The sequence below is a fragment of the Pseudomonas sp. PDM24 genome (genome assembly GCF_019218905.1).
Classification (GTDB): domain Bacteria; phylum Pseudomonadota; class Gammaproteobacteria; order Pseudomonadales; family Pseudomonadaceae; genus Aquipseudomonas.
The window spans coordinates 1-1,626 of sequence record NZ_JAHUWR010000015.1; the positions used below are offsets into that span (position 1 = coordinate 1).

The following is a 1,626-nucleotide window of genomic DNA, read 5'->3' on the forward strand; positions in this document are numbered from 1 at the left end:
TAGATCGTTCTTTAAAAATTTGGGTATGTGATAGAAAGATAGACTGATGGCCACTTTCACTGGTGGTGATCAGGCTAAGGTAAAATTTGTGAGTTTAATCGCGAATTTTCGGCGAATGTCGTCTTCACAGTATAACCAGATTGCTTGGGGTTATATGGTCAAGTGAAGAAGCGCATACGGTGGATGCCTTGGCAGTCAGAGGCGATGAAAGACGTGGTAGCCTGCGAAAAGCTTCGGGGAGTCGGCAAACAGACTTTGATCCGGAGATGTCTGAATGGGGGAACCCACCTAACATAAGTTAGGTATCTTAAGCTGAATACATAGGCTTAAGAAGCGAACCAGGGGAACTGAAACATCTAAGTACCCTGAGGAAAAGAAATCAACCGAGATTCCCTTAGTAGTGGCGAGCGAACGGGGACTAGCCCTTAAGTGGCTTTGAGATTAGCGGAACGCTCTGGAAAGTGCGGCCATAGTGGGTGATAGCCCTGTACGCGAAAATCTCTTGGTCATGAAATCGAGTAGGACGGAGCACGAGAAACTTTGTCTGAATATGGGGGGACCATCCTCCAAGGCTAAATACTACTGACTGACCGATAGTGAACTAGTACCGTGAGGGAAAGGCGAAAAGAACCCCGGAGAGGGGAGTGAAATAGATCCTGAAACCGTATGCGTACAAGCAGTGGGAGCCCACTTTGTTGGGTGACTGCGTACCTTTTGTATAATGGGTCAGCGACTTATTTTCAGTGGCGAGCTTAACCGAATAGGGGAGGCGTAGCGAAAGCGAGTCTTAATAGGGCGTCTAGTCGCTGGGAATAGACCCGAAACCGGGCGATCTATCCATGGGCAGGTTGAAGGTTGGGTAACACTAACTGGAGGACCGAACCGACTACCGTTGAAAAGTTAGCGGATGACCTGTGGATCGGAGTGAAAGGCTAATCAAGCTCGGAGATAGCTGGTTCTCCTCGAAAGCTATTTAGGTAGCGCCTCATGTATCACTGTAGGGGGTAGAGCACTGTTTCGGCTAGGGGGTCATCCCGACTTACCAAACCGATGCAAACTCCGAATACCTACAAGTGCCGAGCATGGGAGACACACGGCGGGTGCTAACGTCCGTCGTGAAAAGGGAAACAACCCAGACCGTCAGCTAAGGTCCCAAAGTTATGGTTAAGTGGGAAACGATGTGGGAAGGCTTAGACAGCTAGGAGGTTGGCTTAGAAGCAGCCACCCTTTAAAGAAAGCGTAATAGCTCACTAGTCGAGTCGGCCTGCGCGGAAGATGTAACGGGGCTCAAACCATACACCGAAGCTACGGGTATCACTTAGGTGATGCGGTAGAGGAGCGTTCTGTAAGCCTGTGAAGGTGAGTTGAGAAGCTTGCTGGAGGTATCAGAAGTGCGAATGCTGACATGAGTAACGACAATGGGTGTGAAAAACACCCACGCCGAAAGACCAAGGTTTCCTGCGCAACGTTAATCGACGCAGGGTTAGTCGGTCCCTAAGGCGAGGCTGAAAAGCGTAGTCGATGGAAAACAGGTTAATATTCCTGTACTTCTGGTTATTGCGATGGAGGGACGGAGAAGGCTAGGCCAGCTTGGCGTTGGTTGTCCAAGTTTAAGGTGGTAGGCTG

At 49.8% G+C, this 1,626-nt stretch carries 1 rRNA gene; it reads left to right on the forward strand.

From position 1 onward, the window contains the following. Positions 1-156: 156 nt before the first annotated feature. A 23S ribosomal RNA gene (locus KW837_RS28525) occupies positions 157-1,626 on the forward strand; the annotation flags it as partial.